We start from the raw sequence: 26,044 nt of genomic DNA, 5'->3' as shown, positions 1-26,044 counted from the left end.
CAATCTCCCACGGCACCCCGTCGGCAAGCTTGAGGCTGATCGCCCGGATCGGGAGCGGGTCGGGCGGTGCAGAGTTCGGCATCAAAAACGCGTAAAGATTGCCGGGGTCAGGCAATGCCGGTGCCACCTCGAACATGTGAGCATGGCACCCAGCGGCATGGTGACGCGGACGAGAGGCGGTGGGGGCGGATGGCCTGGTTTCTGGGTCTCGGCATCGCGGGAATCGTGCTCCTCGCCCTGTCCCTCGTCTTCGACGGCGTACTCGAAGGGCTCTTCGACGGCGTCGGCGTGCTGGACGGTCTCTTCGACGGGCTGCTGTCGCTTCCGGTCATCGCCGGATTCGTGTCCATGCTCGGCTTCTCCGGTGCGATCGCCATGGGCACCGTGGGCGTGGGCGCGGTCGGTGCGGCCGCGATCGGCACGCCGGCCGGGCTGGCCACAGGCTGGCTCGCGTATCGCCTCAGCCGGGTGCTGCTGGGAGACCGGTCCGGTGCGGCTGTGCGCGACGACGATCTGCTCGGCGCATCCGGATCCGTGGTCACGGCGATTCCGGCCGACGGCTACGGCGAGGTGCTGGTCCAGTTGGCCGGGCAGCGCGTGAAGCTCGCCGCGAAGAGTCCGGCCCCGGTGGCCCGGGGGGCCGAGGTCTGGGTCGAGGGGACCCTGTCTCACACAGCGGTGTCAGTACGCCCCGTGGAGCGCTGACCGAACCGCACCGCTGCCGCTCTCGTCGCACCGCCCGCCGGTGCCTGTTCCACCTGTTCCTTTACCCGTACCCGTATCGATCCGCCGTCCCCTGGGAGGGCTGAGGGGAATTCGCCATGAGTTCAGTCGTTGTCGCCGTCGTAGGAGTCCTCGTACTCCTCGTCCTTCTGGCGCTGGTCGTCGTCACGCGCTACAAGGTCGCCGGCCCCAGCCAGGCGTTCATCGTCACCGGGCGGCGCGGCAAGACGGCCACCGACCCGGAGACCGGCCGTGTCTTCACCGACAACAGCGGGCAGAAGGTGGTGGTCGGTGGCGGCGTGTTCGTCGTGCCGTTCGTACAGCAGAAGTTCACCCTCGACCTGTCCTCGCGGCACATCCCGGTCGCGGTGCGTGGTGCCGTCACGCTGCGCGGTGTCAAGGCGCACCTCGAAGGCGTCGCCATCGTCAAGGTCGGTGGCAGTGAGGACTCCATCCGAGCCGCCGCCCAGCGGTTCCTGATGCAGCAGGACGGCATCGTTGGCTTCACTCAGGAAGTGCTCTCCGGCGCGCTGCGTGCCATCGTCGGCCGGATGTCGGTGGAGGACATCATCCGCGACCGTGCCGTGTTCGCGGGCCAGGTCGCCGAGGAGGCGGAGGCCAGCCTGTCCGGGCAGGGCCTGGTGCTGGACGCCTTCCAGATCCAGGACATCACCACCGAGGGCTCCTACCTGGAGGACCTCGGCCGTCCGGAGGCCGCTCGCGCCAAGCAGGAGGCGGACATCGCCGAGGCCGTGGCGCGGCGTGCTGCCGAGCAGGCGCGGCTGAAGGCCGAGGAGGAAATCGCGATCGCGCAGCGGACGTTCGCGCTGAAGCAGGCCGAGATCAAGGCCGAGACCGACGAGGCCTCCGCACGCGCCGCGGCTGCGGGCCCGCTGGCTGAGGCGGCCCGGTCGCAGGAGGTGCTGGCCGAGCAGGAGAAGGTCGCCGAGCGGCAGGCCGCGCTGACCGACCGTGAGCTGGACACCAAGGTCCGCAAGCCCGCCGACGCCGCCCGCTACCAGGCCGAGCAGGAAGCCGAGGCCCGCCGTATCGCACAGGTCAAGGAGGCCGAGGCGGACGCCCAGCGGTCCCGCCTGACCGGTGAGGGCGAGAAGGCGCACCGCGCCGCGCTCGCCGACGCCGTACGCATCGAGGGGGAGGCCGAGGCCGCCGCGATCGGCGCGAAGGGCGCCGCCGAGGCCGAGGCCATGCGGAAGAAGGCGGACGCGTTCGCCCAGTACGGCGACGCGGCCGTGCTGCAGATGCTCGTCGAGGTCCTGCCGCAGGTCGTCGCCAAGGCGTCCGAGCCGCTCAGCGCCATCGACAAGATGACGGTCATCTCCACCGACGGCGCCTCGCAGCTCTCCCGTACGGTCGCCGACAACGTCGCCCAGGGCGTCGAACTCCTCAGCTCCACCACCGGAGTCGACCTCGCCGAGCTGCTGAAGAACCTCACCCAGCGGGCCGGCGGTTCGCAGCCCGAAGCGGCGGCGTCCGCCGAGGCGAACGGCAAGATCGAGATCGCCGGCTGACGTCGCCACAGGCCGTGGCGTGAGCCCGGGCGGCCGTGAACCGCCCGGGCTCCAAGGACAGATGCCGGCATGTGCGGGACTCCGGCGAGCGGCCCACCTTTCCAGCAGATGAGGATGCCGCTATGCGCGCTCGTGACCTGGCGGTCGAGTACGAAACCGTGAACGTCGACAGCGACGCCATGGAGGCGGCCCGGCTGATGGCCGAGCACAACCTGCCGGGCCTGCTCGTGGTGGACAGGCGGGGCGAGCCGAGATTCGCTGTCCGGCCCACCGCGCGGAGGTTCCGTGTGTCTCTGGCGAGTCAGAGAGCTGTGCCGAGAGGGACCCGCGTCACCGTTTCCCAGGTGATCGTCTTGGCCTGCGGGTCCGCAGCGACGTCGACGAGGTGCACCGCGTTGATGTGCAGCGGGGCATGGCTCGGTCGGACTCGTCGGAGGAGGCGTTGCGCGGCGTCGGAGTCCGCCTCGGCATAGGCGTAGGCCGTGGTCAGATGCTGAATCCCGACGTACTGGCAGGCGTCATCGCCGAGCGTGGCGCGGGTGCCGTTCCGGGCCGCAGTGTGCAGGTCCGCGATCCGGTGATCGGGGTGGGTGTCTGCGATGGCGCTGCTGGCGTAGCTGAGTACGGATCTGATCATGACGGTGAACGGCGCCATGGTGGCAACGCGGCGGGTGACCTCGGCGGCGAGTTTGTCTCGCTCGGCTTGGTCGATCAGGTGGGCGGGTCTGCTGATCTGATGACGAGCCGGGAGGCGATGTCACGCAGGCTCATCTTCTGCTCCCGTAGGTGGAGGGCCATGGAGAGCATGTGGTCGTCGGTGACGCCCACGCCGCCGATGGTCTTGCCGCGCTTGCGGGCGGACTCGTGGCCTTCGAGGGTGCGGTCGCAGATGTACTCGCGTTCCATGCCGGAGAGGGGAGGTCAGCCAACCCTCCAGCACCCCGCAGATGAACCACCCCCGATGAGCGTCAGCGTTTCATGAAGATTTCTTTGCGGTGCTTTAGGCAAACCGTGTCGTTTATCACAAACTGATAGGGCGTCAGGATGTCCAATTCGCCCGCCAGGGTCCTGTTATTGATCTTACTTGGGAAGATAAGTTCCCTGAGGCGCATGTAATGCGTCACAGATCACGCTGCCGTCTCGCGGCAGTAAGGGGGAAATACGTGAATACCCGCAGACCCATGCCTGCTTGGGGTAGAAGCAGGCGCACATGGCCCAGAGGGGGCAGAGGGGTGCGCCGAATATCGGCCAGTCTCGCTCTCATCATGTCGGTGTCGGTCCTGGGCGCCGAGGGCGCGCTCGCCGCACCGGCGGCAGTCCCGAAGGCAGACCAGAAGCCGGCCAAGGCCGCACCCGAATCGGCGGCGGACATTGTTTCCGCTCGCGTGGCCGCCCGGCTGAACGGCAAGCGCGTAGAGGCGTTGTCCGAGCGCACCGATACCTCGACGACCTGGGTCAATCCCAACGGCAGCCTCACCACTGAACTGTCCGCTGGGCCTGTGCGCTTCCGGGACGGGGAAACCGACGACTGGCGCGATGTCGACCTTGCTTTGGTCAGTAACGCGGACGGGTCCGTCGAGCCCAAGGCCCACCCGCACGGGCTCGAACTCGCCAAGCCCGGCGGCCAGAAACTCACCGCCGTGGCGCAGAACGAAAAGGCCGCGCCCCGCGACCTCGTCAGTCTCGGTGAGGGCGATCAGAAGATCACGCTTCAGTGGAAGGGCGGCCTCCCGAAGCCGAAGCTCAACGGCACACGTGCCACGTACGAGAACGCCGTTCCGCAGGGGGACGTCGTCGTCGAGGCGACCCGCACTGGCTTCGAGCAGTATGTCGAGATCAAGCAGCGCCCGACCGTCGAGGGCTACGCTTACACGCTGCCGCTCAAGGCCAAGGGCTTGAAGGTCAAGCAGCAGAAGGACGGCAGCCTGCTCTTCATCGACAAGCGGAACAAGTCGCGGGCGGTCATGCCCGCCCCGGTAATGTGGGACGCTGCCGTGGATCCGGTTTCGGGCGAGCACACCCACCGTGTCAAGGCGGGGATGAAGGTTGTCCAGCACAAGGACACGGTCGATCTGGTGATCACGCCGGACGCGAAGTTTCTCGCGGATCCGGCCACCAAGTACCCCGTGACGGTCGACCCGTCGACGTCCTCGCTGAGCAACGTCTTCGACACCTACGTCCAGCAGGGTGAGACGGTCGACTGGTCCAACGATGTCGAGCTCGACCTCGGCAACCCGGGTACGACCAACGCTGACGGCACTCCGCGGACTGCCCGTTCCTTCGTCAGCTGGAACACCGCGCCGATCTCCGATGCGCTGGTCTCCAGCGCGAAGCTGAGCCTGTGGAACTTCCACTCCGGCAACACCACGTGTGCCGCCCAGTCCTGGGAGGTTTGGTCGGCCGGCGCCGCCTCGACGTCGTCGCGCTGGACCGCGCAGCCCGCGTGGACGGCGAAGAAGGCCACCTCCACCGAGACCAACGGCAACCCGTCGTGCACCTCGGCGCCGGACGGCTGGGTCAATGCCGATGTCACCACACTGGTCCAGGAGTGGGCCTCGGCGAAGGCCACCCGCGGCCACATGGGCTTGCGAGCCACCAGCGAGACGGTGACCGCGCAGTGGAAGCGGGTCAACTCCGCCAACGCCGCGTCGAACCCGCCGAAGATGGTCGTCACTTACAACTACCGTCCGCGCACCGGTACCAAGCAAGAGGCCGGCCCGCCGTACTTCTCCTACGGTGGCGCGTACACGGTCGACACGGTGAGGCCGATTCTTCGCGACACCTTCGTCGACGCCAACGGCGACAAGGTCAATGGCACCTTCCAGATCTTCGATTCCGCGACGGACACCCAGGTGGGCAACGTCCTCGTGTCGCCGTATGTGCCCTCAGGCCAAATCGCATCAGTGACCGTGCCCGCAGGCGTACTGACGAACGGCAAGACGTACAAGTTCCGGACGAACCCGTACGACGGCACGCACTACAACACCGGCTGGTCGGCGTGGAAGACCTTCACGGTCGACACCACTGCTCCGGCCGCTCCGGTGAAGATCGTCTCCACCGACTACCCCGTTGACAAGTGGGTCAAGGGCGCGGGGCAGGCGGGCACCTTCACGGTGACGCCACCCGCCGCGGATCACAACTCACTCGAGTGGTCCCTTGACGGCCTGACCTGGACCAATGTCACCACCAACGGTTCCACTGCTGACAAGGGCATCTCCATCGCCCCGCCGCGGGACGGCAACCACACGCTCCAAGTCCGCGCTGTGGACAAGGCTGACAACAAGTCCGCCGTCACGGAGTACGCGTTCCACGCGGGTCCGGGCGGCTTCGTCCAGCCCCGCGAGGGTGAGCGCACCGCCCGCCGTCTGCCGCTGGTCGCTGAGGCCGACGCCGCCAAATACAACTCCGTGTCGTTCTCCTGGCGCCGCTCCGAGGCCGACACATGGGTGAAGATCCCGGTCGCCGATGTCACCAAGGACGACCAGGCGCTCACCGCATGGCCTGTGCCCCTGGCCGCCGGAAAGAACGACGCCCTGGTCTGGAACGCCACGAGCACCGTGGACCCGGACGGAAGCGTCCAGATCAAGGCCGACTTCACCGGGCCGAACAGCGCCGCCGGCAGCACCGAGGCGCTGTCCGTCGTCGTCAACCGCAACGGGGATGACGCGGCCGGCACCGACATCGGACCCGGCTCGCTGAATCTACTCACCGGCGATTTCACCGTCTCCGCGAGCGACGCCTCCTACTTCGGCCTGGCCGCCGCACGTACCGCGTCCTCGCGGGACCCGCAGGCCGCAGCGAAGCTGGCGGGAGCTGAGGGCGGCCAGTCGGCGATCTTCGGCAAGGAGTGGCTCTATGGCGCCGCCTCCAGCCAGGTGAGTTCCCCGTACGGCGGTCTGGTCAAGACCTCCGCAACCTCGCTCAGCGTCACGTCCATCGCGGACGACACGCAGTACCACTTCACCGCAGACAAGGATAAAACTGGCTGGGTCCCCGAGGCGTGGCTCTCCGACTACACGCTGACGGGCAGCTTCACCGGGAACTTCACGCTCAGGGACAAGGAGGGCAAGGTCACGACGTTCGTTCCGGTCGAGACGACCTCGCCGAGCCATTGGCGTGCGTCGACGACCTACTTGGACGGACTCGGGGACTCGACCACGACGACCGTGACCGAGACGGTGACGGTCGGCGAGAGCAGTTTCATCCGGCCGAAGAAGATCATCGCGCCGACCCCGGCCGCAACGGCCGCGGCCTGTGCGGCGGACTCCGCCACGCGGGGCTGCCGGGTCCTGGAGTTCGTGTACGCCACGGCCACCACGGCAACCGGCACCGCGTCGAGCGCCGACTTCGGCGACTACGCGGGACAGGTCCGTGAGATCAAACTCTGGTCCACGGCCCCTGGTGCCGCCGCGGCCACGGCTATCGCTGTGTCCACTTACCGTTACGACTCCCAAGGCCGGCTGCGCCAGCAGTGGGACCCGCGGCTGTCCCAGCAGTCCCAGACCGCATACACGTACGACAGCGTCGGCCGCGTCGTGACCTACCAGTCCAAGGGCGAGAAGCCCTGGTCGCTCGCCTACGGCACGGCGGGGGGATCGGGGGCAGGTGACGGCATGCTCCTCAACGCCCGCCGTACCGGCCTCGCGGCCGGCACCATCGACACGGAGCAGGGTGAGTCGGTCACCACGGTGGTCTACGATGTGCCGCTCACCGGTGCGTCCGCTCCATACAAGATGGGCGCGAGCGATGTGAAGGCGTGGGGGCAAACCAACCTCCCGAGTGACGCGACCGCGGTCTTCCCTGCCGACTCCCGGCCCGCTTCCAACTCCGGCGCGTCTCTGGCCGCCGACGCCTACAAGCGCGCGACGGTCCACTACATCGGCGTCTCCGGACAGCCGGTAAACTCGGCCGCGCCCAGCGGCAGCATCACCACCACCGAGTACGACCGCTTCGGCAACACGGTGCGGGAGATCTCTGCCGCGAACCGCGCCGTGGCCCTCGGTATCTCGGCTTCCGACAAGGCCATGCTGGCCAACCTCGGCATCGACGGCCTGTCGACGGCCGAGCGTGCCGAGTTGCTCTCCATCCGGTCGGTGTACAGCGCCGACGGATCCGTGGAGCTGGAGGAGCTCAGTCCGCTCCAGCGGGTGGAACTCACGTCGGATCTCAAGTCGGGTTCCACCACGCTGGTGGCCGCGGGGACCTCGGTCACCGCTCGTCCGTGGGTGATCAACACCTACGACGAGGGCCGCCCGACCGACGGCTCCGCCCAGGTGGAAGGACAGGTCACCACGGTCACCTCGGGTGCCCAGGTGCGCGAGTACCCGGCCATCCAGGGCGAGACGCGCTCGACCAGGACGACGCTCGACTGGACCAAGGGCCTGCCCCTGACGTCCGTCGTGGACCCCTCGGGTCTCGCGCTCACCACGACCACGCAGTACGACACCCAGGGTCGGGTCAGCAAGCAGATCCTGCCCGGAGCCACCGCCTCTGAGGCCACCACCCGTGTTTCCGCCTACTGGTCGGCCACCGGCACCGGAACCTGCCAGGGGCGCCCTGAATGGGCGGATCTGCTCTGCTCCACCGGTCCCGGCGGTGCGATCACCGGCGGCGGCTCGAACCCCTCGCAGCTGCCCGTCAGCACGTTCGAGTACGACAGGTATGGGAACGTGGCGAAGACCACGGAGACCGCTGGCGGCGTGACCCGCACGACCACCACGACGTACGACGCCGCGGGCCGACCGGACAACGTCAAGACGACGGGCGGCTTGGGCCAGGCGGTTCCCGAGGTCACCACCGAGTACGACCCCGAGTCCGGCAAGATCGTCAAGAGCGTGTCGCCGACCGGCGGCACGATCATCCGGGCGTTCGACAAACTCGGCCGTCAAATCTCCTACACGGACGCCGATGGTGGCAAGACCACCTCGGAATACGACCTGCTCGACCGGCCGCTCAAGGTCAGCGACAGTGTGCCGTCCTCGGTGACGTACACATACGACCACACCGCCGACCCGCGCGGCTTCGCGACCAGCATCACGGACTCTGTCGCCGGCACCTTCCGCGCCACGTACGACGTCGACGGCGCTCTGGACACCGAGAAGCTGCCGGGTGGCTACACCCTGCGGCAGACCCGTGATGCCAGCGGCACGGTGACCGACCGCACGTACACCCGGGACAGCGACGGCGTGACCCTCGTATCCGACACGGTCACCCAGACCGTGAACGGCCAGGTAGCCCGCCACTCCGGCTGGTCGGACCAGGGCTACCAATACGACGCGGCGGGCCGACTCACCTCGGTCGTGGACACCGCGAACACCGTCTGCACCGTCCGCAACTACACCTTCGACAAACGGGCCAACCGGACCGGGCTGACCACCACGACTGGCCAGCCCGGTCTCGACTGCCCCACCACGGGAGGCACGACCACCACCCAGACGTACGACAGCGCCGACCGGCTGACCGACACGGGTTACGTCTACGACGCCTTCGGCCGGACCACCGCCCTCCCGGGCAGCGTGGCCGTCGGCTACTACGCCAACGACCTCGTCCGTCAGCAGACTGCGAACGGCACTCGCCAGACCTGGGAGCTCGACGCCCTCCACCGGCTCCGTTCCTCCACGGTCGAGACGGGCAGTGGCTCGACGTGGACGCAGACCCAGGCCAAACTCAACCACTACGACAGCGACGGCGACAGCCCACGCTGGATCACCGAAGACGGTTCGGGCTCCGTGAGCCGCATCGTCGAATCTCTCGGCGGTTCCATCGGTGCGATCACCAGCAAGACCGGCGACACCGTCCTGCAACTGTCCAACATCCATGGAGACATCGCTCTCCAGTTGCCCCTGGACACCTCCAAGGCGCCCGTCGCACTCGACAACGACGAGTACGGCAACGCCCGGGCCGGCCAGGCTCAGACGCGCTACAACTGGCTTGGGGACAAGCAGCGTTCCAGTGAGACTCCGACCGGCACCGTCCTCATGGGTGCCCGGCTTTACAACCCTGCCACGGGACGCTTCCTGTCGCTCGACCCCGTCTACGGCGGTAGCTCCAACGCGTACGAGTACTGCGCCGGCGATCCGGTGAACTGCACCGACCTGGACGGCCGCTGGAGCCGGACGAAAAATCGCTCATATTCGTGGGGACGGCTCTCGGTCAAGTACTGGGCGCCTGGAGGCTGGGGTACCGGCGTCGGTGGCGTATCGGTCAAGGTCGTCGCCAATAAGCGGTGGACTTACCGGATCGGCAACTACGGCTGGTACACGTACACCATCGTCGGAGCTGTCACCGGTCTCCTCGCGCTGATCTTCATCCCCGCGGCGCCGATCATCATCGCGGTAGGGTTGTTGCTGACCATCGTCCTGGCAACCATCCAGGTCATCGCCAACTGGGCGGCCAATACTGGCCGGTGTTTGCATATCAACGCCGGCGCCAGCGTCTACACCAAGTGGTGGACCCCGCGCTATATCTTCGGACGCTACGTCTACCCTTGGCGCGGCAGCTGCTGACAAGAGCTGATCGTTAGCAGGATCCGCACATCACCATGGCGGGGGTACCGAGGCATTACGCTCCGGTGCCCCCGTTCACATCTGGCGACTGATCCTCCGGGGATGGCCGCCGCCCGCAGTACTCAACCGTCATTCCATCGAACAGAGATGTGAGCTGCATGAACCAGCACAAGCGTGCCGCGGTCGCCTTCTTGGTGATGGGCGTGGTCTACGTCCTCATCGGGATACCGCTCTCCGTGGCCTTCGGGCGCGGATTCGGAGCCCCGCTCTTCTGGCTGGCGTCGGGCAGTCTCGCTGCAGCGTGGTTCCTCGAGCGCAAGGCGTCCAGCCTTCGCTAGACGAGCGGGTTCGGGCCGTCGCCACTTCGAAGGGGCGGGGGCCCAGCTGCATAGTGACGCGGATCCGCCGCTTGTACCGGTTGTCGGGCCGTCTACCTGTTGAGGGTCTCCCTCGTGTGGAGATATCGCCCCATGGGCGATGAGGGGATCAGGCGAGATCGCGCAGACTACGGATTGCGGCTGCCCGCATAGCGGCGGGGGTCACCGGCACGCCGGTTGTTCCGGGGGATGACCGGCGCCGCCTCCCGCGACAGCAAGCCTCCGCAGGCTGGGCCGATCGATACGCATCTTGCGGATGCCGTGCTCGGTCAGGTAGTGAGCCACTGCTTCCGAGATGACAGACGACGGCCTCGGAAAGGTCGGCACCCGCGTCCTGGCCCGGCTGTGCGAACTCGGCATCGCGGTGGTGTGGTGGCGCGTCCTGGCTGTCGACTCCGCCGCCCCGACGAACGCCTGCCCGACCTCGCGGCCTCACCGCCGTACGACGGCACCGAGCACCCCAGCGGCCTCCTCTGGGACTTGCACCCCGGCTACGTCCTGCGCCCGCAGGACCGCGTGGTGCTGGCACGCCACTCGCCAGCGCCTGGCCGAACTCCTGGGTGCCGGCTCGCGGACCCGCCCACCCGCCACGGGCGCGTCTTCCCCTTAACTCCTCCCGCACGCCGCCTGTTTGGGGCTGATTGCGGTGCTTAGGCGTGGTAGGCAGCGCAGGGTCGCGTGGGGCACGATCGTTCGTCGGGCTGATGGACGGGGGCGCATGGAGACGGAGTCGGCAAGATCCGCGAACGGGCGGCTGGACGGCGCCGCGTCACTGCTGAAGGTGCCAGCAGTGCCGCTGCGCGGGATGAACGGAACCGCTTGGGTCGGCGAAGGTCCGGGCGGGATGACCGAACCCACGCGATTACTCTGCGCGGCCGCGCATCTGCGGCCGGACAGAGCCGAGGAGTTCGCTGAGAAACTCCGGAAGTGGCGGCGGAAGAAGGCCAAGGAGTTCGGCGGCAGGCTCACCCCGAAGAAGGTTCGCGAGCGGCGCCTGGAGCGGGCGGCCAAGCGGGCCATCGCGGGTGAGAAGGCCGCGCTGGAGAAGTCGTTGGACGACGAGGAGCCGACCGCTCCCAAGCAGCCGCGGGTGCTCGTCGGCCACGAGTACGTGCGCTGGGTGCGCCGCCGGATCGCGGCTGGCGGGCGGCCGGTGCCGTCGTACGGCTACGACCTGGAAGCCGTACTGACCGCATGCGCCCAGGCGGAACGGCTGTTGCGGCTGCGTCGCGCCATCACAGCCCTGGCGTGCCTGGCCGGTGGGCTGTGGGTGCTGACGCCGCTCGCCTACCTTGCCCCGTTGGTCGCCTTGATCGGGCTGTGGGTGGCCTTCTACACGGACCGGTTGCTCGCCCAGCGGCGGCTGCGCGCGGTGATCGGCGCTGACGAGAGCGGGACGTGGGGTGCCGAGGTGCCGCGCCGGTTTCGGAGCGCGGTCGAGCGGGTCCGAGACGGGGCGTACGGCGAGGTGGTGCCGTATCAGAACCAGATCCGATCCTCCGGGGCGAAGTATCACTTCGTGGGGGCGGGCAAGGTCTGGTTCGAGACCCAGATCGGTATCGACGTGACGCCCGCCAAGGCGAAGGACGGAGACGACAGCCAAGGTTCCGAAGACGGAAACAGCCCTCTGCGGTCCTTGCCCAGTGTGGAAGAACTGCTGGCCGGTTCCCGTCCCGGCGAGGGGGTGGTCCGGTTCACCCCGGACGACCTGCACGCACATGTGGCCCGTGAGCTGCAACGTCCCATCAAGCCGCTGCCCGACTACCACCCCGACAGCGAACAGGAAGTGTTCGGCGTCGCGGCGATCGCCTCCGACCGCTGGGAGACGCTGACGCCCGAGCGATGGGAGGGGCTGGTCACGCTGGCTCGCGACGGTGTGCGGGCGGCGGACGCGCAGCGCGCGCCGAAGATCGCCCGGCGCTTCCTGTGCGCGCGGATGACGTCGTGGGACGGCGAGCTGGTGGCCTCGCTCTTCGTGGGCTTCGCCTACGAGAACCACTACCTGCGGGTCGTTGTCCGCCCGCATGTGGTCAACCCGGTCCACCCCGTTGTGCGCGAGGCCGAGACGAAGGCGGCGGCCGCGGGCTGGGCGTGGAGACGGCACACCGCATACCTCGCCGCTGTGGACACGGGCTGGTTCGTGGTCCGGCTGTTCAAGCGGGCCAAGAAGGGCGAGGAGCGTCCCGGGCAGGATCCCGGCAAGGGGCCGGTGAGTCTGCGGGAGGTCTACTCGACCCGGTACATGGACGACATGCTCCAGTACGACGACGCCCGCCGGTACATCGAGATGATGCAGGGCCGGGTCCTCGCCGCGGTCGAAGGCTTTCTGGTCGAGCACAACGTGGACACCGGCGTGTACCGGGAGCGGATCACGGTCGTCCTCAACAACGGTGTCATCAACACCGGCGAGATGAGCAACGTTCAGAACCAGCCGGGAGCGGTGGGCTCCCAGCAGTCGGCAGGAGGGGCGAAGTGATGTTCGGTCGCAAGGCAGAGCAGCCCGGTGGCACCAACTCGGGCATCCAAAACAGCGGATCCATGCAGAACGTGCAGAACCAGCCCGGCGCCTACCGCTCGAGCCAGACTCAGGACAACTCCGTCATCGGCCACGATGAGCTACAGGGCATCGCCGAACTGCTGGTCCGTATCCGGCAGGGCATGGAAGGCGAACAGGCCCGCGTCAGGGACTACGAGCTGTGCGTCGGCTTCCTGGACACGGTGGCCGAGCAACCGCTGGACAGCCCCGACGGGCGGGCCGTGGCCAAGGGGCTCCTGGAGAAGATCAAGGAGAAGTGCGGAGGCGTCCCCGGCCTGGTGTCCTTGATCGCGTCCACCCTGTCGGCGGTCTCGGCACTCGCCTGACGCATACCCGGGACAAGAGGCCGGGGGCCGCCCATGCCCCGGCCTCGTTGCCGGACAGGCGGGCAGTCGGCGTATCGAACTGCACCCTGCACGGCGTAACCCCGGCTGTCCGTAAGAGCGAGCCGGGAAGACCTTCTGACCGCCGTCGCCATGGGCGTCGGCGTGCTCACTGTCCCGCCCTCCCCTGCGGCATCCGCTCCCGACACGAACTCCGTCCCGGATCTGCCACTCTTGTCTGGCGTGCGTCAGTAATGCGTCGGCAAGGCGTCAAGAACACAGGAGGACGTGTGACAGGGCGGGAGGTCCCCGACGAGTATCTGGAGGGGTATGTCCAGATACTGGCCGAGGTGTGTGCGACGGGCCGTCGCCTCACTCGGGACGAGTTGGAGTCCCTGCGGGCCCGGGGGGAGCGCGCCGCCGAAGCCGGCTTCGGGATACGGGCCGTCGTTCGCCGGCACCTGGCCGTGGCCCGTGAGCATTGGCCCGTCCTCGCCGCCGCGGCGGATGATCGCGCACTCGCCGCCGTCGAGCAGGCGATCGACGCCTTCGCCGAAGGACACGAACGGGCGCAGCAGCTCGCCGTGCGGCAGGAGGAGGCGGTGCGCCGGGAGTTCATCGACGACCTGCTCTACGGCCGCAGCGACCTGGGCCGCTTGTCCGAACGGGCTGAGCGCTTCGGCCTGCTCCTCTCCCGCGCCCACGCCGTCGCCGTCGCGCAGGGCGGCAAGCCGGTCGAGGAGACCGACCCGGCCACCCGGCAGGTGGAGAGTGCCGTGGTCGGCCGGTTCGGCGAGCGGCGCATTCTGCTCACCACCAAGGACGGCCGACTCGTCTGTATCGCACCCGGGGACCAGGACGACGTGCTGGTGTTCTTCGCCAAGCAGGCGTATGCGGCCAACGAAGGCAGCCAGGTCGCCATCGGACGCCCGCACCCGGGTGCGCGAGGAGTCGTCCACTCCTACGAAGAGGCCCTCAACGCCCTCGACCTGGCAGACCGGTTGCAGATTCATGAGCCGGTACTGCGCGCGGCCGACCTCCTCGTCTACCCGGTCCTGACCCGCGACCGGCAGGCCATGGCCGACCTCGTCGGCAACACCCTCGGCCCGCTGCTGAGCGCACGTGGCGGCGCCCGTCCCCTCGTCGAGACACTGACGGCGTACTTCGACTCCGGCTGCGTCGCCGCCGAGGCGGCGAGGCGCCTGAACCTGAGTGTGCGGGCCTTCACCTACCGGCTGGAGCGCATCCACAAGCTCACCGGCGCCGACCCGGGCGATCCCGTCCACCGCTACACCTTGCAGACCGCGGTGATCGGGGCCCGGCTTCTCGGGTGGCCCGACGACGAGGTGTGACGGCCGGCGTCCCATTGCGATCACCTCTTCCGTGCGGGCTTCGTCCCAACAGACAAGGCTGCTCGGCCGTTTACCGCGAGCACGACGCGCTCCGTCCGGGTCTCAGCCCTCGGCGGGGACCACCGGCCGACGGCCCCGCCAAGTCGACGGCAGCCGCCGTTCCCAACGACAGGACGAACGCTCATGTCGGCGAAGACTCGGCAGGCGGACCTGACCCCCAGCCGAAGAAGAACAGGAAGGACGCGAAGGGTAGAAAGGGCTGACACGCCCCCGCCGGAGGCGGCCGGCCGCAACGAGGGTCATGGACTCCGGTCGGTACTGTCCGCCCGGAACGTCAGATCGACGACGTAGGCGACGAGCGATCCGACGAGCACGGCCCACGCCACACCGGCAAAACCTGCGGTCTGCCAGCCAACAGCACTCACGAGCACGGCCGCTGCCACTCCTGCCGTGGTTGCCCGCCACCTGGGCAGGAAGGACCACTGTCGGCCCGCGCTGCCCGGACGGCGGATCTCCACGAGCGCGGTTCTGATCACCAGCATGGCGATGACGGCCACTGGGGCCGGTACAGAGGAATCCATTCTTGCTGCTCCTTCCGATCCTGGGGGATGGACAGGGGGGGTCCGGCCTGCTTCGGGCGGCGTCAGCCGAGCGCGAAGTAGCGCAGCCACACGTAGCCGAGCGCGATAGCCACGGTCACGCCGGTGACGATCAGGCCGTACTTGGTGAACTGCCAGAAGGAGATGGGCTGGCGGTTGCGTTCGGCGATGCCCAGGACGACGACGTTCGCGGAGGCGCCGATCGCGGTGGCGTTGCCTCCCAGGTCGGCGCCGAGAGCGAGAGCCCACCACATGACGTGGTCGCCGGCGCCGCCCATGTTCTGGACGAGGTCGCTGGTGATGGGGGCCATGGTGGCGACGTAGGGGATGTTGTCGACGATGCCGGACAGGACCGCGGAGGCGCCAAGCACGGTCATGGAGCCGCCCGCGACTCGGCGAGCTCGGTGGCGGTCTCGATGCCGGTCAGGCCCTCGCCGACGACCAGCACGGTGCCAGCTCCGCCCAGCCTGTCGAGGTGTGCGCGCAGCCGCAGCGCCGACGGCCGTCCCGCGACGTCGAAGGCGTGCTCGGCCACACCGGGGACACTGTGGTCGGCGACCCGGCTGCCGAGTGTGTACAGCAGCGTGTCGTACCCGAGCTCGCCGTCACCGTCCTCGCCGGTCACGGCGACGGTCCTGGTCTCCGGGTCCACCGCGGTGACGCGCGCTACGCGCAGCCGTGCCCCGGTATCCGCGAACATGTCGGCGAGCCGCCGGGTCGCGAGTTCCCGGCCCGCCGCGAGCATGCGCATCCGCTCGACGAAGACCGGCTCGGCGTTGACGACGGTGATCTCGGTGTCGGCGGGTGAGAGACGGCGGGCCAGGTTCCCGGCGGCGAAGGCCCCGGCGTAACCGGAGCCGAGGACGAGGATGCGGTGCTTCATGGTGAGCCTCCTGTCTGAATCGCGTGCCCCTTGAGCGGGACAGCGCGGCGATTCCTGACAGGAGCCGGGTGTGAGGTGGGTCACCGGACCGGTGGGGGTGGCTCTCCGCAGGCATGCCGGAGCCGCCCGGAAACAGGAGGCGGCATCAGCCACACGTTGCAGCGGAACAGTGATGCGGTACCGGCCGTTCAGCGAGTCTCGACCCTGTGGCCCCTTAGGCGTCCAGGACGGCCGTATCTCCGCAACCTCGGTGCCCCGGCCGCCCAGCCAGTGGTCGAGTCCTGACCGGTCAGACACCCTCCACCCACCCACGTGCAGAGCTTGGATAGGGTGTGGAGCGCTTCGAACACTGGAGCCATAGGCGCTGCTGCAGGCGGCTCTGAGCGCTGCGACCGCACCTCACGGTGTGCGTGTTGCATGCGCCGGCCCCTGTGGGCATACCAGCTGCGGCCATGGGCCGCGATCAGGATGGGGTGGGGAATGTCCAGTCACCGGCTGTCTAAGAGAGGCCGCTACATCGCATGGGTAACGGCTGGTGTCGTTGTCGTCGCCGGCGCCGGAATCGCGGCGCAGACCTCGATGGCAGCCACCGCCTGGCCCGCCCAGAAGACGTTGACGGGCCGTGCCTTCGACGCCTGCACAGCGCCTTCCCTCGCGGCAATGAAGGCGTGGAAGACCAACGGCTTCTACGGCGGCGCCGCTGTCTACATCGGAGGGAAGAACCGCGGCTGTGCCCAGCCCAACCTCACCGCGTCCTGGGCGAAGTCGGTCAACTCCCTCGGCTGGAAGCTCATCCCGATCTACGTCGGCGCCCAGCCGCCCTGCCAGACCGGCTCCAACCCGGAGAAGTTCACCGCCTCCACGGCGGCCACCCTCGGCATGAGCAACGCCAACGACGCAGTTGCCAAGGCCACCGCGCTTGGGATGAAGGCCGGCAGCGCCATCTACCTGGACATGGAGCCCTACGACATCACCAACAAGGCGTGCAACGACGCCGTGCTGACGTACGTGCGCTCTTTTACCAAGACGCTGCGCGCCAAGACGTACCGCGCGGGCTTGTACGGCTTCAGCAGCTCCAGTGCCAAGGCGATCGCCACCGCCACCAACAAGACGGACCTGCCGGGCAACCTCTGGTACGCGCTGTGGGACAACAAGAGCACCACCACGACGGACTGGCCCTGGGACCCCAAGCTGTTCACCAACCACAGCCGCGGCCACCAGTACATGGTCAACAGCAAGGAAACACGCGGCGGTTACACCATCACCGTCGACCGCAACGCCTGGGACGCCCCTGTCGCCATCGTCGGATAAGGACACTTCTACGTGGCCTTGAGCGTCCCCGCCACCGACTCGGTGGCGGGGACGCTCAAGGGCCCGCGCGGTTCGGCGGTGGGACCGTATAAGGCTCGCCTGCCTGCCAACACGTACGGAGCAGTGTGCACGGCCGGGCACTGTGCCACGCACGTGGGAGCCGAGAACCGGCGTCCGAGTGCGCCACACCGACCGGTGGCGGGCGTGCTGCCCGGCCGATGCGCCCGGCGGATTGCCGCGGTGACGGTGTCCATCGCCTCCATCGAGCCGACGACAGCCGTCGTAGAACCGAGCGACGATCCCATGGCAAGCCTCACACCCCTACGACGCCCCACCGGGTCCGGTCCATCCGGTCCGAGGACGCCTCGCCGTACTTGATCTTTGGTAACTCGCTCAAGCCCGCACTGTCCTGCCTGTGAGCCCGGGCACGACGTGCCCGAGCGTTACCAGTGGGTCAGGTCGAATACTTCCGAGCAGTACGGGTCTACGGCGTCCGAAGGGTTGCACCGCAGTTGGTCGCCGGCGATGAGCGAGGGCAGGGCAGCGGCCAGGCCCTGCCACCGGTATTTGCCGCGTTCGCGAAGATGGCCCTGACCCGGCCCAGGAGGTGCCCGGTCAATCCCGGCGCCCCACCACCACGACCACGAAGAACCGCCGGACCCGTTCCGCCCCCGAAGTCGATCTCGACCCAGACCGGGCTCGCGCTGACGTCGGCGGGGGACACCGACGCGGGCAGCGGTTCCGTTCGGTGAGGTGAGGGCCAGGGTCACCTTGTCGCCGTCACGACAGGTCGGGTCCATCCGGTCTTTCCTCAGCGTCATGGAGGTCTGCGAGGATCCGCCTGATGTCCGCAACCAACGTCGTGGGTGTGGAAATCCGACCGGCTCGAACGGTCAGGGCACCCGGAGCACCAGTTGGATCAGCCTCGACCAGGTAACCCACTTCCGACAGGATGCCGAACAAGGCGGCGTGCAAGTGACGTCGAGCGGCCTCGTGTGTGCGGTCCGCGGTGGCCATGGGCCAGCCTCGTAGTTGCTCGTCGGCGGCGGCGCGCCGCAGACTGCGAGAGGTGAACCACTCCACGCCAACCGATTCACCGGAGTCGGTCACTACGACACCGTGTGCGCGGTAGCGGTCGTCGTTGTCCGCTTCGGGTAGTCCCGCAGCCGCCAGAAGTGTCCGAATCTCCAATCCCAAGGGACCACGAGTTGGAGATCGGCGTCGGTGCTGAGCACTTGGCATGGGGGCACGCTCCTTGGTGTGGGAAGGCCAGGCATCAAGAAGGGCAGTGGTGTTTTACCTTCGAATTTCCGGTACCGATCTGTGCAATGCGTCGTCACTCGACGAGGGTGATGAAACCATCGGGGATCCAACCCTCCAGGTATCCACGTAGAAATGGTCCGAGCTCACGTGGATGAACATCCAATTTGTCGTCCTCTGCATCGGACAGCGGATGCCAGACGTAGTCAGCATCCAGAAAGGGATGAGCGCAAGCGCGAAGGCTGATCCGTCTCATCCTGTCCTGACGGACAACGAATATATGGGTCAAGCCAGCCAGGCCACCTCGTTCCGACAACGGATCGAACCTGCCGACTACCGGAGTAGCGGCAATGAACCAATGAGAGAAGAGCGGGTCCAGAACGTGAATGACAGAGAACCTTGACGGCCGGACACGGATCACCCTTGCCTTGACCGGCCGCCAAGAAGATTCACCGTGAATTCGGCTCAGCAGCACGCGTTCCTGGCGGTCGATCACGGCCAACAAGGTAGACGACGCTTTCCTTCGAATAATGCTGCTCATGCGCTGAGTGTCCGTCAGAACAGAGGCTCGTGCCTTCGCTGAGTCGCAAGTGAATGAAGCCGACAACAATCAGACGATTCGCTGAAGTGAGGTGACTGCGAGAGGCGCGCGGAGCACCGCCCAAAGCGATGCATCACATCTGTCGGCTCGGGAGAGCAGCTGCGGTGTCGGAAAGGCGGAGCCGCGCTTCAGGAGGAGGCGATGCCTCCAACTGTCCCCGTCGTATCGCTGACGATGCACCAGCCATCGGCCTGATCCGAGAACATGCCCTGACCTGCAGCGATCGGCTGAGCGTTTCCGAATCGACGGGTCTGCGTTCCGGAGCCATTTCCTGGCCACCCGCTGACCTGCGGCGACGGAGTTTTCTACAAGCCCCACGAAGGCGGGGCTTGTGGAAAACCTTGTCGAAAAGTCCAGGATGCAGATCCTCGGCAAGGGCGCAAAGCCACTGGTCAGTGGTGGTGCCACATCCCCTGCGTTGCTGATCGAGCAGACAACATGGCGTACCAGTCACTGGCCAAGGAACAGGGTAGCGGATGTGGGCGAGCGAGGGTTGCGAGGATCCGGCCTGATGGGGCCAGGCACGTAGGCAGATGCTCCTGACCTGTTGACCAACCGTCTCGGCGCGACCCTCGCCCGGATCAAGGTGGTCGCCCAGTACAGCTGCAAGACCGTGGACGGTGACTACGAGCTCGCCGACCACAGCCACAAGATCGGAACGATCTGCGTACTGTGAGCGGGTTGCTCGCAACAAGTGCCGCGATGCGGTGAACGAGGCATGACGTCTCCACTCGCCGGCGGCAGTCAGGAGTCCGGGCCGATGCAGCGGTGGGAGAACGAAGGGCCGGCCCGGCTGCAAGCCGCTCTCGTCCGGGGCATGCTCCGGTTCACGGCGGCGCCCCTGGGTGGCGGCCCTGTCGTCCGGGGTGTCCTTCCCGTTCTGGACGGACGAGGCGTGGGGAGAGTGGCCGTATGGGACGGTCATGATGTCGGGTCCTCGGTGGCCTTCGACCTGCAGCTGGTGGACCGTCACGGGGACAACATCCCCGTCTCCGCACTGGCTGCTGCTCTGCGGCAGTCCGTGCGGCAGTCGTACGACGGCAAATGGAAGGCGGCGGGTCACGACGTTGACGGGCACGGCATCCCCGTCGTGGCCGCGGATGAGGTGGGGCGGATTCTGGAGGACGGTCCGGAGTTCGATCTCACGGACGCTCTCCACGCGGCAGCCGCAGGAATCACCTCGTCCGGAGGATGCGAACCCGCCGGGAAGCTGTGTCTGCTCGGCTTCTTCCTTCTCGACCAGCACAGCGCGCGTCTCTACGTGACCGGCGAGGGGCTGTCCGGCGTGGTCGGCCTCGACGTGTCACTTCGCGACGAAGAAGGAGCCGTGGCTGTGGGGATCACGGGCCTGGCCGCTGCCCTGCCTTCGCTCATTGCCGGAGACCAGTTGCGGTACAACCCGTCGGACGCTGTGGACCCGTACTGCTCGGCGGTTTTCGACCTGACCCACTGGTAGTAGCCGTCGTCTTCCGGGACAAGGGTGCCGACCGCCACCATGAGGTCGACCAGTACCTCGACGTGACGGCCTCGTGTCTCACCGAGGTCCCAGCCGTACCGACGGCCCTCACGGTCACGGGTGCCTGGGCGCTGACGGCCGACACCCTGTCACCGGCGGGGCACCGCGAGAGGCAGGGGGCGAGGGCGGTTGGACGACGCGGCCCAGGATCTGCCGCCTGTCCGCCCTGACCTGCGAAGTGGCGACAGTGTTGGTGTAATGACGTTGCCAGTCCCTCCTGTGTGCCCCACCTCACACGAACCTTGAAATATCTGATGAGTCAGTTACTGTTCTGTCAGGTGAATCGCCCGCAATCGGTGGGCGCGTATCCCTGCCGAGGTCTTCGATGAAGCTCGTCTACGTCTTCGACGCCTACTGCGGCTGGTCGCACGGGTTCTCCGGAACGCTCAGCGAGGTCGCCTCCCGACACCCCGAACTGCCTGTCGAGGTCGTCTCCGGCGGCCTGTTCACCGGTTCGCGCCGGGTGCCGATCCGCGAGTTCGGCTATGTCCAGGGCGCGAACGCCAAGATCGCCGAGCTGACCGGCGCCGAGTTCGGCGAGGCCTACGAGCGGTTGATCGCCGACGGCTCGTTCGTGATGGACTCCGAGGTCGCCGCCCGCGGTGTCGCCGCGCTGCGCCAGGTGGCACCCGGCCGTGCGGCAGAACTGGCCATCGCCCTCCAGCACGCCTTCTACGTGGACGGACTGAGCCTGTCCGAGACCGCCACCTACCGGAAGGTCGCGGAGGAGGCCGGGCTGGACGCCGACGCGGTGGTCGCCGCCTTCGCGGGGGCCGAAGCACCGGATGCGGCAGCGGACGACTTCCGTCGCTCGGCCGAGCTCGGAGTCACCGGCTTTCCCACTCTGCTGGCCGTCGACGGCCACCGTGTCACCCCGCTGGCCCACGGCCACGCCACCGCCGACGAGGTCGATCGGCGACTGGCATCCCGCTGAACCGCTGAACCGCTGAACCGCTGAACCGCTGAACCGCTGAAGAACTGAACCGCTGAACCTTTCCCGCCCCACCCCCCTGCGTGAAGGAGCCCCCGAATGAGCGCCCTGTCCTTCAAGGTCCTGGACCTGGATTTCCCGGCCGGCAGCAAGAACAAGACAGCCACCCTCGTCACCGGTGAGAACGAGGCCCTGCTGGTCGACGCCGCTTTCACCCGCGCCGACGGCCACCGCCTCGCCGCCGAGATCCTCGACTCCGGCAAGACCCTGACCACCGTCTTCGTCAGCCACGCGGACCCCGACTTCTACTTCGGCGCCGAGGTGATCGCCGACGCCTTCCCCGACGCGACGTTCGTCGCCACCCCGATCGTCATCGAGCACATCCAGCACTCCTACGAGGGCAAGCTCAAGGCGTGGGCCGCCCTCGGCCCGAACCTCCCCACCCGCCTGGTCGACCTCACCCCGCTCACCGGCGACCTCACCCTGGAGGGCCACCTCTTCGAGCTGAAGGGCGGCTCGGCCACGCTGCCCGACCGCCACTACCTGTGGCAGGCCGAGTCCCGCGCCCTCCTCGGCGGCGTCCTGCTCTTCCAGCAGGAGCACGTCTGGGTCGCCGACACCGCCACCCCCGAGTCCCGTGCCGCCTGGATCGACCTCCTCGACGAAATGGCCGCACTGGCCCCGGAGTTGGTCGTCCCCGGGCACCGCCTGCCCGACACCGCGGCCGACGTGACCGCCATCTCCGCCACCCGCGAGTACCTCCTGGCCTTCGAGGAGGAGCTCGGCAAGGCCGCCGACGGCGCCGCGCTCACCGAGGCACTCGTGGCCCGCTACCCGGACAACGGCATGCTGATCGCCGCCCAGATCGGCGCGAAGGTCGCCAAGGGCGAAATGAAGTGGGGCTGACCATGACCGTCCCCGAGTTCGCGGCCTCCACCGCCCCGGCCGACGTCGTACGCCGCCAGTACCTGGCCTCCGCCGCCGGTGACCTGGAGGCCCTGCGCGCCACTCTCGCCCCCGACGTGGAGTGGACGGAGATGGCCGGCTTCCCCCTCGCCGGCACCTACCGCACGCCCGACGGCGTCACCGCCAACGTCATGGAGAAGCTCGGCAAGGACTGGGACGGCTGGGCCGCCCACGACGACACCTACGTCGTCGACGGTGAGAACGTCGTCGTCCTGGCCCGCTACACCGCCGCCAACAAGGCGACCGGCAAGTCGATCGACGTACGTGTGGCCCACCACTTCGTCGTACGCGGTGGACTCATCGTGCGCTTCGAACAGTTCGTCGACACCGCCCTTGTCCGCGACGCCATGACCGTTTAGAGGTACCACCCGGTACTCGAAGACAGGAGAGGACCGTGTCCGCTGCCGACAACAAGGCGCTCGTCGTGGCGTTCTACGAGCAGGCGTTCAACGACTACCAGCCGGCGGAGGCCGCCGCCGCGCACCTCGGCGAGACCTACACCCAGCACAACCCGGAGGCGCAGGACAGTCCGGAAGCCTTCGTCGGCTACGTCCACTGGCTGCGCGGACAGTTCCCCGACCTGCGCCTGGACATCAAGAGGGTCGTCGCCGAAGGGGACCTGGTGGTCACCCACAGCAACCTGCACCTCAAGCCCGGCGACCGGGGAACGGCCGTCGCGGACTTCTGGCGCCTGGCCGACGGAAAGATCGTCGAGCACTGGGACGTGATCCAGGAAGTGCCCGAGAAGAGCGCCAACGACAACACCATGTTCTGAGTTCGTCGGCGCGAAGATCGCCCCGAAGGGGAGGGGGAGAGGGCAGGGTGAAGGGCGACGCCCCCGTCTCGTCGCCATTTCCCGCCCGTCGGTGCCGAGCGGCCCCCTACCGCACCAGGCAGGGCCGCTTGCCGTCGAACTCCCACCCCGGAACCAGGTACCGCATCCCGATCGCGTCGTCCCGCGCCCCCAACGCCCGCTCCTGGTACAGCTCGTGAGCCGCGAGCACCCGCTCCATGTCCACCTGGACGCCGAGTCCCGGCGCGTCCGGCACCGCGATCTCACCGTCGACGATCCGGGGCGGCGCGACCGTGAGGCGTTCCAGGCCCTCCTGCCAGATCCAGTGGGTGTCGAGGGCGTTGTACTCGCCCGGGGCCGCCGCCCCGCAGTGCGTGACCATGGCCAGGGAGATGTCGAAGTGGTTGTTGGAGTGACATCCCCAGGTCAGGCCCATCGCGTTGCACAGCTGGGCCACGCGTACCGAGCCGCGCATGGTCCAGAAGTGGGGGTCGGCGAGGGGGATGGACACCGACTGGAGGGCCAGGGCGTGGGTCAGCTGCCGCCAGTCCGTGGCGATCATGTTGGTCGCCGTGGGCAGACCCGTCGCCCGGCGGAACTCGGCCAGGATCTCGCGCCCCGAGTAACCGCCCTCCGCGCCGCAGGGATCCTCCGCGTAGGCGAGCGTGTCGGTCAGGGGGCGGCACAGCTCGATCGCCTCGGCCAGTGACCACGCGCCGTTCGGGTCGAGGGTGACCCGAGCCTCGGGGAAACGGTCCTTCAGCGCCCGTACGGCCTTGACCTCCTCCGCGCCTGCCAGGACCCCGCCCTTGAGCTTGAAGTCGCGGAAGCCGTAGCGGGCGTGGGTGGCCTCGGCCTGGCGGACGATCGCCTCCGGGGTCAGGGCCTCCTCGTGCCGGACGCGGTACCAGTCCACCTCCGAATCCCGCTCACGGACGTAGTCCAGGTCGGTGCGGTCCGGGTCGCCGACGTAGAAGAGGTAGCCCAACACCCGTACGGAATCGCGCTGTTGGCCGTCACCGAGCAGGGCCGCGACCGGTACGTCCAAGTGCTGGCCGAGCAGGTCCAGGAGGGCCGACTCGACCGCCGTCACCGCGTGCACGGTGGTGCGCAGGTCGAAGGTCTGGGCGCCGCGTCCGCCCGAGTCGCGGTCGGCGAAACGGGCGCCGATCTCCCGCAGGACGCGCTGGTAGTCACCCACCTTGGCGCCGACCACCAGGGACTCCGCGTCGCGCAGCGTCCGCGTGATCTTCTCGCCGCCCGGCACCTCGCCGAGCCCCGTACGGCCCTCGGAGTCGGTGAGGATCACGATGTTGCGGGTGAAGTAGGGGCCGTGCGCGCCGGAGAGGTTCAGCTCCATGCTGTCCCGGCCGGCGACCGGATAGACGGCGAGGGCGGTGACGGTCGGCTGACTCGTACTCATGGTCATCAGGGTCCTTGTGCGCGGGGAGGGGGAGAGTGAGCGAGGGATGCGGGGTCGGACGCGGGGGTCAGACGTTGAGGATGTCCAGGGCCCATTCCGCCGCCAGCACTCCGCCCAGGCCCAGTACCGCCAGTACGGTCGTGTAGCTCGTACGGACCTTGATGGCCTCGACGACGGACAGGTTGAAGTACTCCTTGAACAGCCAGAAGCCCGGGTCGTTGACGTGCGAGCAGGCGATCGAGCCGCAGGCGACGGCGAGCACCATGATCTCCGGGTGGACGCCGCTGCCCGCGAGGAGCGGCAGCACCACACCGGAGGCGGTGACGACGGCGACCGTCGCCGAGCCGAGCGCCACGCGCAGGATCACGGCGATGAGCCAGGCGAGGACGATGGGGGAGACGGACCAGGTGTCGGTCGTGTCCTTGATGTAGTCGGAGATACCGCCCTCCACCAGGACGTTCTTGAAGGCGCCGCCCGCGCCGATCACCAGCAGGATCATCGCCATCGCCTGGGCCGCCGAGGTGCAGGACGCGCCGACCTCCTCCAGGCTCCGGCCGATCCGCGGACCGAACGCCCACACGGCCAGACACAGGGTGAGCAGCAGTGCGATCGGGGCCGAGCCGACGAACGCGACGGTGTTCAGGAACGGGCTCTCGGCGGAGGTGGCCAGGTCGGTCACCGCCGCCCCCGCTATCAGGACCACCGGGAACAGGGCCACCGACAGCGACCAGCCGAGGCCGGGCATCTCCTCGTCGGTGAACTCGCGCTCACTGACCAGCCCCTTGGGGATGGACGGGTTCATCGCCCTGATGAACGGCAGGCGCGGCCACACCAGGGCGATCAGCGCGCCCACCGGGACGGCGATGAACAGGCCGTAGAACAGGGTCAGGCCGACGGAGGCGTGGAAGGTGGCCGCGACGGCGGTCGGGCCGGGGTGCGGGGGCAGGAAGCTGTGCATCGTGGAGAGGGTGATCGACATCGGCAGCCCGACCCACAGCAGCTTCGCGCCGGTGACCCTGACCAGGGTGAACGCGATCGGCACGATGATGATGAAGGCGACCTCGTAGAACATGGTCACGCCGATCAGCATCGACGTGACCACCATCGCCACCTGGACCCCGCGCGGTCCGCCCGCGTCGAGCAGCTTTCCGGCGATCCGCTGGGCGGCCCCCGAGTCGCCCATGACCCGGCCGACCATGGCACCGAGCCCGATGGTGAGCATCGTGTCGCCGATCTGACCCCCGATGCCGTCGGAGAGCACGTCCGGGATGGTGGCCACCGGGATGCCCCGGACCAGCGCGACGCCGACCGCCACGAGGAGCAGGGCGGCGAAGCCGTTGAGTCTGAACCTGGTCATGAGGAGAAGCAGGATGACGACGCTGATGGCGACCACAAGAAGAGGCAAGACAGTTC

Annotated in this window: 20 protein-coding genes and 3 pseudogenes; 15 read left to right on the top strand and 8 right to left on the bottom strand. The window is 68.1% G+C overall.

Going from position 1 to position 26,044, the window contains the following annotated elements:
• Positions 1 to 189: 189 nt before the first annotated feature.
• Positions 190 to 705 (top strand): hypothetical protein, encoded by a 516-nt coding sequence (locus PV734_RS29415; RefSeq protein ID WP_319095255.1) that lies wholly within the window; start codon positions 190 to 192, stop codon positions 703 to 705.
• A gap of 116 nt (positions 706 to 821) precedes the next feature.
• Complete coding sequence (locus tag PV734_RS29410; RefSeq protein WP_319095254.1) at positions 822 to 2,255, top strand: flotillin family protein; 1,434 nt, start codon at positions 822 to 824, stop codon at positions 2,253 to 2,255.
• Between the two features lie 301 nt (positions 2,256 to 2,556).
• Here the strand turns inward: PV734_RS29410 and PV734_RS29405 are convergent, their stop codons facing one another.
• Both PV734_RS29405 and PV734_RS29400 read right to left on the bottom strand, forming a co-directional pair.
• Positions 2,557 to 2,910: a hypothetical protein gene (locus PV734_RS29405; protein ID WP_319095253.1), complete on the bottom strand. Its 354-nt coding sequence runs from the start codon at positions 2,908 to 2,910 to the stop codon at positions 2,557 to 2,559.
• Between the two features lie 56 nt (positions 2,911 to 2,966).
• Positions 2,967 to 3,161, bottom strand: a complete 195-nt coding sequence (locus tag PV734_RS29400; protein WP_319095252.1) for a hypothetical protein — start codon at positions 3,159 to 3,161, stop codon at positions 2,967 to 2,969.
• A 359-nt stretch (positions 3,162 to 3,520) separates the two neighbouring features.
• Here PV734_RS29400 and PV734_RS29395 point away from each other — a divergent pair, with 359 nt between their 5' ends.
• From PV734_RS29395 to PV734_RS29370, 6 genes and pseudogenes are all read left to right on the top strand, one after another.
• Entirely contained in the window at positions 3,521 to 9,760 is a 6,240-nt protein-coding gene (locus tag PV734_RS29395) for a DNRLRE domain-containing protein (RefSeq protein ID WP_319095251.1), read from the top strand.
• A gap of 158 nt (positions 9,761 to 9,918) precedes the next feature.
• Entirely contained in the window at positions 9,919 to 10,098 is a 180-nt protein-coding gene (locus PV734_RS29390; RefSeq protein WP_107447401.1) for a hypothetical protein, read from the top strand.
• Positions 10,099 to 10,510: 412 nt separating this feature from the next.
• Positions 10,511 to 10,747 (top strand): annotated as a pseudogene (locus PV734_RS29385) (potassium transporter TrkA); the annotation flags it as partial.
• Between the two features lie 234 nt (positions 10,748 to 10,981).
• On the top strand, positions 10,982 to 12,613 hold the full coding sequence (locus PV734_RS29380; RefSeq protein ID WP_319095250.1) for a hypothetical protein: 1,632 nt from the start codon (positions 10,982 to 10,984) through the stop codon (positions 12,611 to 12,613).
• Complete coding sequence (locus PV734_RS29375) at positions 12,613 to 12,999, top strand: hypothetical protein (RefSeq protein WP_319095249.1); 387 nt, start codon at positions 12,613 to 12,615, stop codon at positions 12,997 to 12,999. The genes PV734_RS29380 and PV734_RS29375 overlap by 1 nt, the downstream gene beginning before the upstream one ends.
• A 287-nt stretch (positions 13,000 to 13,286) precedes the next feature.
• The gene (locus PV734_RS29370; protein WP_319095248.1) at positions 13,287 to 14,348 is read left to right on the top strand and encodes a PucR family transcriptional regulator; all 1,062 of its coding nucleotides are present in this window, start codon (positions 13,287 to 13,289) and stop codon (positions 14,346 to 14,348) included.
• Positions 14,349 to 14,647: 299 nt separating this feature from the next.
• On the opposite strand, the gene PV734_RS29365 is transcribed toward PV734_RS29370, so the two are convergent.
• The 3 genes and pseudogenes from PV734_RS29365 to PV734_RS29355 all read right to left on the bottom strand — a co-directional run.
• Positions 14,648 to 14,929: a hypothetical protein gene (locus PV734_RS29365; RefSeq protein ID WP_319095247.1), complete on the bottom strand. Its 282-nt coding sequence runs from the start codon at positions 14,927 to 14,929 to the stop codon at positions 14,648 to 14,650.
• Positions 14,930 to 14,991: 62 nt separating this feature from the next.
• Positions 14,992 to 15,333 (bottom strand): annotated as a pseudogene (locus PV734_RS29360) (SLC13 family permease); the annotation flags it as partial.
• Positions 15,333 to 15,830: pseudogene (locus PV734_RS29355) on the bottom strand (FAD-dependent oxidoreductase); the annotation flags it as partial. The pseudogenes PV734_RS29355 and PV734_RS29360, both read right to left, overlap by 1 nt.
• Before the next feature lie 480 nt (positions 15,831 to 16,310).
• Here PV734_RS29355 and PV734_RS29350 point away from each other — a divergent pair.
• Positions 16,311 to 17,141: a glycoside hydrolase domain-containing protein gene (locus PV734_RS29350; RefSeq protein ID WP_319095246.1), complete on the top strand. Its 831-nt coding sequence runs from the start codon at positions 16,311 to 16,313 to the stop codon at positions 17,139 to 17,141.
• 1,336 nt (positions 17,142 to 18,477) lie between these two features.
• Here PV734_RS29350 and PV734_RS29345 read toward each other — a convergent pair.
• The gene (locus PV734_RS29345; protein WP_319097790.1) at positions 18,478 to 18,942 is read right to left on the bottom strand and encodes a hypothetical protein; all 465 of its coding nucleotides are present in this window, start codon (positions 18,940 to 18,942) and stop codon (positions 18,478 to 18,480) included.
• A gap of 607 nt (positions 18,943 to 19,549) precedes the next feature.
• Between PV734_RS29345 and PV734_RS29340 the strand changes: the two genes are divergently transcribed.
• The 6 genes from PV734_RS29340 (at position 19,550) to PV734_RS29315 (ending at position 23,190) form a co-directional block, all read left to right on the top strand.
• Complete coding sequence (locus PV734_RS29340) at positions 19,550 to 19,678, top strand: hypothetical protein (protein ID WP_319097834.1); 129 nt, start codon at positions 19,550 to 19,552, stop codon at positions 19,676 to 19,678.
• A 42-nt stretch (positions 19,679 to 19,720) separates the two neighbouring features.
• The gene (locus PV734_RS29335) at positions 19,721 to 20,458 is read left to right on the top strand and encodes a hypothetical protein (RefSeq protein WP_319097836.1); all 738 of its coding nucleotides are present in this window, start codon (positions 19,721 to 19,723) and stop codon (positions 20,456 to 20,458) included.
• Positions 20,459 to 20,843: 385 nt separating this feature from the next.
• Entirely contained in the window at positions 20,844 to 21,452 is a 609-nt protein-coding gene (locus PV734_RS29330; protein WP_319292687.1) for a DsbA family protein, read from the top strand.
• Between the two features lie 96 nt (positions 21,453 to 21,548).
• A complete protein-coding gene (locus PV734_RS29325) occupies positions 21,549 to 22,355 on the top strand; it encodes an MBL fold metallo-hydrolase (protein ID WP_319292685.1) in 807 nt (268 codons plus the stop codon).
• A gap of 2 nt (positions 22,356 to 22,357) precedes the next feature.
• Positions 22,358 to 22,774 (top strand): nuclear transport factor 2 family protein, encoded by a 417-nt coding sequence (locus PV734_RS29320; RefSeq protein WP_319097839.1) that lies wholly within the window; start codon positions 22,358 to 22,360, stop codon positions 22,772 to 22,774.
• Positions 22,775 to 22,809: 35 nt separating this feature from the next.
• Positions 22,810 to 23,190, top strand: a complete 381-nt coding sequence (locus PV734_RS29315) for a nuclear transport factor 2 family protein (RefSeq protein ID WP_319292683.1) — start codon at positions 22,810 to 22,812, stop codon at positions 23,188 to 23,190.
• Positions 23,191 to 23,296: 106 nt separating this feature from the next.
• On the opposite strand, the gene PV734_RS29310 is transcribed toward PV734_RS29315, so the two are convergent.
• Entirely contained in the window at positions 23,297 to 24,631 is a 1,335-nt protein-coding gene (locus PV734_RS29310) for an enolase C-terminal domain-like protein (RefSeq protein ID WP_319097841.1), read from the bottom strand.
• A gap of 67 nt (positions 24,632 to 24,698) precedes the next feature.
• Positions 24,699 to 26,036 (bottom strand): gluconate:H+ symporter, encoded by a 1,338-nt coding sequence (locus PV734_RS29305; RefSeq protein WP_319097842.1) that lies wholly within the window; start codon positions 26,034 to 26,036, stop codon positions 24,699 to 24,701.
• Positions 26,037 to 26,044 lie beyond the last annotated feature (8 nt).

Source organism: Streptomyces sp. AK08-02 (genome assembly GCF_033795085.1).
Classification (GTDB): Bacteria; Actinomycetota; Actinomycetes; order Streptomycetales; family Streptomycetaceae; genus Streptomyces; species Streptomyces echiniscabiei.
The sequence above is the reverse complement of the archived record's forward strand: the minus strand, read 5'-3'. Positions and strand labels throughout refer to the sequence as shown.